General features: G+C 41.3%; 5 protein-coding genes and 2 pseudogenes. 5 read left to right on the top strand and 2 right to left on the bottom strand.

The window, feature by feature from the left end; translation table 11 throughout:
- The first annotated feature begins 105 nt into the window (after nt 1-105).
- The 5 genes from ACED46_RS21105 (at nt 106) to ACED46_RS21085 (ending at nt 4,401) form a co-directional block, all read left to right on the top strand.
- Complete coding sequence (locus ACED46_RS21105; RefSeq protein WP_371722374.1) at nt 106-1,119, top strand: manganese-dependent inorganic pyrophosphatase; 1,014 nt, start codon at nt 106-108, stop codon at nt 1,117-1,119.
- A gap of 390 nt (nt 1,120-1,509) precedes the next feature.
- On the top strand, nt 1,510-2,715 hold the full coding sequence (locus tag ACED46_RS21100) for a DUF1611 domain-containing protein (RefSeq protein WP_017077925.1): 1,206 nt from the start codon (nt 1,510-1,512) through the stop codon (nt 2,713-2,715).
- Nucleotides 2,712-3,848, top strand: coding sequence for an alanine/ornithine racemase family PLP-dependent enzyme (locus ACED46_RS21095; RefSeq protein ID WP_371722373.1), 1,137 nt, complete (start codon nt 2,712-2,714; stop codon nt 3,846-3,848). Before ACED46_RS21100 ends, ACED46_RS21095 begins: the two co-directional genes overlap by 4 nt.
- Nucleotides 3,805-4,170 carry a type II secretion system pilot lipoprotein GspS-beta gene (gene gspS2, locus ACED46_RS21090; RefSeq protein WP_108161988.1) on the top strand — a complete coding sequence of 122 codons (366 nt, stop codon included), beginning with the start codon at nt 3,805-3,807 and terminating at the stop codon, nt 4,168-4,170. Before ACED46_RS21095 ends, gspS2 begins: the two co-directional genes overlap by 44 nt.
- Nucleotides 4,171-4,401 (top strand): hypothetical protein, encoded by a 231-nt coding sequence (locus ACED46_RS21085; RefSeq protein WP_017068011.1) that lies wholly within the window; start codon nt 4,171-4,173, stop codon nt 4,399-4,401.
- Between the two features lie 164 nt (nt 4,402-4,565).
- On the opposite strand, the pseudogene ACED46_RS21080 reads toward ACED46_RS21085, so the two are convergent.
- Nucleotides 4,566-5,161, bottom strand: a pseudogene (locus ACED46_RS21080) (tyrosine-type recombinase/integrase).
- A gap of 159 nt (nt 5,162-5,320) precedes the next feature.
- Nucleotides 5,321-5,818 (bottom strand): annotated as a pseudogene (locus ACED46_RS21075) (group II intron maturase-specific domain-containing protein); the annotation flags it as partial.
- Nucleotides 5,819-5,872: the final 54 nt, after the last annotated feature.

The following is a 5,872-nucleotide window of genomic DNA, read 5'->3' as shown; positions in this document are numbered from 1 at the left end:
CATTACGTTAGACGGAATTTACGCTGAGCTTAGTGCTTAAGGTTCTGTCTATGTTTGGTGTTTAGCTTATGGGCTTCTATATCGCATTTAAATAAGGAAATACCCGTGAAGCTAACCCCTGTCGTTGCAGCCGTAATTATGTCTTTCAGTTCAGCAAGTTTTGCTTTTAGCTTGCAACAATCTGCCAATGAAAACAGTGAAGATCTCGTATGGACAGGGCACCTAAGCCCAGACAGCGACACGGTAATGTCTGCGATGCTCGCGGCTCATATTTATGGTGGTACGGCGACAGTGCCTGAGCCGATTAATCCTGAATCGACGTTTATCTTGAACTACTGTAATGCAGAATCTCCACGTGTAGAGACAGATTACTCTTCATACCGAGTGGGGCTGGTTGACTTCAACCAAGTGACTCAATTAGCACCAACTATTGATCAAGCATCCATTGTGGCAGTGGTCGATCATCATGCGATTGGTGGCTCTCCAATTAACACCCCGCAGATTGTCGAGATGGATATCCGAGGTTGGGGTTCAGCTGCAACTATACTGGCTGACAATGCTGAAAAGCTCGATGTGACATTACCTAAACACCTCGCTTGTGTTGGCTTGGGTGCGATTCTTTCTGACACAGTGGTATTCCAATCAACAATTACAACAGATCATGATCGTGAATACGCAGAGAAGCTGGCGAAGGTTGCAGGCATTTCAGATATCGAAGACTTCGGTCAACAGATGTTGGTTGCTAAGTCAGATCTTAGCCACCTTTCATCTGAAACCATTCTGACGCTGGATTACAAAAACTTTAAGTACGGTGGCAAACAGGTGGGTATCGGTGTTGCTGAAACACTAATGGCTCAACAACTGATTGACCGTAAAGACGATCTTCTAGCAGCAATGAAGACTTACAAAAAAGAGAACGGGCTAGACCATCTGTTCTTTTCAATCACAGATACCAAGAACAAAGAAGCGAACTTATTGTGGGTGGATGAAAGCGACTATCAAGTCATCAAATCGGCTTTCAACGCTGAACCAACAAGTGACATGCTGACTTTGGAAGGTGTCACTTCGCGTAAGCGCCAGATTGGCCCTGCGGTTCAAAAGGCAATTGAGAGCTTGTAAGTAGAAAGAGAGTTTGGAGGGGATTGGTAGAAATACCAATCCCTTTTTTAATTATTGGGCGTCTAAATGGGATTTGGACAAAAACGCGTTAAACTCAAAACTCTAATTCACTTAACTGATATTAGAAAAAGTATCTTGAAACCTTAAAGCTGAGAGGTTGATACGGCGACGTTGAACAATGAGTCTTAGATCTCTAATCAGTCACGTTAGTATGGGTGAAGCCTGAAAGTGATAGACTTAGAAAGCGTATTAATAATAACCAACAAAAGTCTGGTGAGTGTGTTACCTTGGTTGTTATCCCTACCGCTTAGTGGGGACTTCTTTTCTTTTCCGAACTCGCATCTCGGCACTCCTTAGTTGCCCTCCTAAGCCTCACCGCAGGCTTTAATTATGTCCATTTCAACTCAAAAGTTAAGAAACATCTTCAAACTCACTAGAATTGAAAATGTAGAAATCAACAACGACGTACCCCATTTCGCACCTTGGTTACCACTTGCTCAGAAAGTAAAACCAGTCATCCCTTCTGCGATTATATATTGCGAAGGTAATTTTGGTAAAATTGATGGTAAAACCGCTAATGGATTAGTGAGACATTCGTTAAGCTATCGTATTCTATCAGTTATTGATAGTGAGTCTGCTGGCTTAGATGCTGGTGAAGTTCTTGATAACAAAGCCAATGGAATACCTATCCTTGCTAATGCTGAAGAAGCTATCATTCACGCAGAAAGCATTCCTGATTACTTCATTTTTGGCATTGCGCCATCAAGTGGCTTTTTATCTGACTTAGATAAAAGCATCATTTTAAATGCCATGTCACTAGGAATGAACATCGTAAATGGCTTACATGAATTCCTAACCGATGATCCTCTATTTTTAGAAGCCAGCTTAAAGAATAACGTTCGAATATTCGATACTCGCAAACCCAAAAATAAAGGCGAACTGAAAACGTTTAGCGGGAAAATACACAACGTTAAATGCCCGAGAATTGCTGTCATGGGGACGGATTGCGCGCTAGGAAAACGAACAACAGCAACAATATTGGCGAATGAACTGACTAAAAAAGGCCTTAACGTCGTTCTGATTGCCACTGGTCAAACAGGCATTATGCAGGGCGCACAATACTGCGTTGCACTCGATGCTGTTCCTTCACAATTTTGTGCCGGTGAGTTGGAATCTGTTATTGTACAGGCCTATGAAAAAGAAAATCCAGATCTGATTATTATTGAAGGGCAAGGAGCCTTGAGTCACCCTGCGTTTTCAACCAGCGCTTTTATCTTACGTGGCAGTTGTCCAACGGGTGTGATACTGCAACATGCCCCTAAACGTTTATATCGTAGTGATTTTCCTGATTGCCCAATGCCTTCGATTGCCTCAGAAATCAATCTTATCGAAACGTTTTCTAATACCAATGTTATTGGACTAACACTGAATCATGAAGATATGTCGTTGGATGAAACACGTTGTGCGATAGACACTTACACTACCGAATTTGGTTTACCGGTTACTGATGTCTTGTCACAGCCTGTTGAACATCTACTGCACATCGTAACGTCAGCCTTTCCTATAATAGCAAGTAAACTGGCCGAAAAAGGGTGAACTACCCTAGGTTAGACATCGATTGTGGAAAAGTTCATCATAACGCTCAGTTCCTGGTTTCTCAGCTCTCACTGAAAAATATATCCGTTACGCCTGTAACAAAAGCCTTCCTCGGCCACCCTATCATCGCACAAGTTCTTATTGATGCTGGCGCAACAATGTTAGCCGATTCAAGAATCGAAAATCTTCAAAAGATGACTGAATCTGGCATTGCTACCCCTAAAATGCTGATACGTACACCCATGCTCAGTCAAGTGGCGAGCGTAATAAAATACAGTGATCTGAGTTTAAACTCTGAAGTTGAAGTGATTCAGAGGCTTTCACATGCAGCGGAACAACAAAATTGCTGTCACGGTATCATTATTATGGTTGAGCTTGGCGATCTCAGAGAAGGTGTGATGCCAAATCGCGTGATTGATTTTATCCGAGAGATTATTTCTTTACCAAACATAACGATAAAAGGAATTGGTACGAATTTAGCCTGTCGGTATGGTGTCGCTCCAGATGATCAAAATATGAATATTCTTTCTGATCTTGCCGATGGAATTGAAGCTACATTTGGGATCAATCTAGAAATTATTTCAGGGGGTAATTCAGCTTCAGTTAACTGGGCTCTTCAGAGAACAGGCTTAACTCGAGTCAATCACCTTCGTATAGGAGAAGCCATTTTTTTAGGCTGTGAGCCTTTAGAGCACGAAAATATCAAAGGCTTACATACGGATGCGATTTCTTTGACCGCTGAAGTGATTGAGTCCAAGATTAAACCGACTTTGCCTTGGGGAAGTCGGGGGTTAAATGCTTTTGGAGAAAAAGCAAGCCTTCAAGATAGAGGGGAGGTCTCACAAGCTATTGTAGCATTAGGCCGCCAAGATGTTTGTGTCAGTGGGCTTAAGGCTCCGAATGGGATTAAGATCATGTCTTCAACCAGTGATCACCTTGTCCTTGAATCCTCACAGAAACCACTATTTGTAGGGGAAAAAGTTACATTCAGTTTAGATTACAGTGCGCTCTTATCTTCTATGTCTTCACGTTATATCCATAAATATTTTAAGGCACCTAAAGGGAGAAAAAAGGAAGAAGGAGCGCATAATGCTACGAACAACAGTAATTTTCTTCGTCAGTGTCATGCTTAACGGTTGTCAGATAAGCCCAATAAAATCTAATGGGCTTGCCGATTATAGAGCGACGGTTATCTCAAGCCAACTGCCACAAGAGTTAGGCTCAATCACACTCGTAAATGCTCAGTCAGAGGGCAATAGTGTCACTCTTGTTTTCGTAAAAAAGAAAACTTTGAATATGGACAGCTTAGTAAAAAAAGTCGCCGTTAGTTTTTGTGACAACATCGAAATAAGACCACTATTAGAGAGTGGGATCTCTTATCGAATCATAACCTTAGGAAAAAATGAGAAAGTAGAAAGCCTTAACGTCATTTCTCTAGCTAAGTGCTCTAATTGAATGCTTAGCAGTCGAATGGATAAAAGCCAATACGAGTTGTTCAATGTACTCAATGACACTATTTTATTGAGGTTTGACCGCCTTACGCCTTGGGAAAAAAACTTTATCACAGAGTTACACCATAAGGTCGTAACTAGACAACTCATTTCAATTAAACAAAAACAGCTTGCTCTAAAAATTTCAATGAAAGCCTATAAATCAAAGAAGAAAACCGCGCGTTCCAACGTTTAATTTAAGCTTGTGTATACCTAATCTGTTCAAGGTCCTCTAAACCTTGGACAGATTAGTAGTATTTGCACTTAACGTATTGAAAATAATCAAGTGTAGTGGTGAATGGGTAACAACTTTCAGCGTAATAGCAATTGAAACACCTAAGTATTTAGGTTCCTTTTCGATTAACACTCAGTACCTTCTGAAAGCAACAATGCATCTTCTAATTCAACCCCGAGATAGCGGATTGTATTATCTACCTTGGTATGACCAAGTAGTAGCTGCACCGCTCGGATATTTTTCGTTTTTGCGTAGACTAACGTCGCTTTTGTTCGCCTCATCGAGTGAGTGCCATACAAGTTAGGATCCAACCCCAGATTAGAAGCCCATCTCCTCACTAAGTATCTATAGTACGAATAGCTAATCGGTTGTTGCTTTCGCCTTTGGCTTGGGAAAATAAAATTGCTGCATGTAGCGAAGCCATCAAAATCCATTTCATTAGACTCTGTTGAGTTCTTGTCGTTATCTCAAATTGAACTTCAATATCTGTTTTGCGCTGGATATGCTTAACGCGGTTAAATATCCTATCTTGCGAAGATACATCGCAAACTCTGAGAACGAGCAAATCACTTGCTCTAAGTTTGCTATCAATAGCTAAGTTGAGCAACGCAAGCTGCATCAAATTATTTTCAATTTCTAATCTGGTTCTGATCCGCCAAATTTCCTCAAGCCGAAAAGGCTTTTTGACGCCACTTCGTTTCGTTTTGTTGAAAACTACCATGATGACCTCCTTTTTAATTTGGTCATCACGATTGTAGTTGGAAGGAAATGTCGAGTAGACGACACTTGTTACCAAGTGCCGCCCCTCTAAGAACTGTACGTGCAACTTTCACTGCATACAGCTCAAGCCTCCGCTAAGGCGTATTACGTTACCCAGCAATCACAATGCAGCTAAAGCAGGTTCGAACCATGAGTTTCGTCCCAATTTCTTTGCCTTTCGTTCTTTAAGGAAAGGTTCGTAAAAAGGATCATAAGGCGTTGCCTTGCTCATAATTTTTACATGCCTTTTAATTGGCGTTTTGGCTATCTGAACCAGATTAAAATGACAATCCATATTCGCGATCTTTTGCCAACCATGGAATTGCCATTCACCTCGTCGGTTCAAGTAATATTTTCTACGCACCCAATCTTTGTTTTTCGTCGGATGACGCCTTACCGCCCAACGCCATAACAACCAGAAAAGTTGATGACTTACATAGTCGAAAGTTCGCTTTGCCACGCAATGACGATAATAATTCGCCCAACCTCTCAGTTTTGGATTCAGTATTTTAATCAGATCGTTCACTGGAATTGTTGCGTGCTTTTTGATGAGTTCACGTAAGTTACTCAAAAATGACAGTACGTTGCTCTTACTTGGTTTAATAAGCAGTTTGCCTTGGCGTTGTTGATCAAATCAGCTTGAAGATCAACGACACCATATGTAGCTAGCCGT

The sequence above is a fragment of the Vibrio sp. 1S139 genome, from assembly GCF_041439475.1.
Lineage (GTDB): Bacteria > Pseudomonadota > Gammaproteobacteria > Enterobacterales > Vibrionaceae > Vibrio > Vibrio crassostreae_C.
Note: the sequence above shows the minus strand (reverse complement) of the source record. Positions and strands in the feature narration are given on the sequence as shown.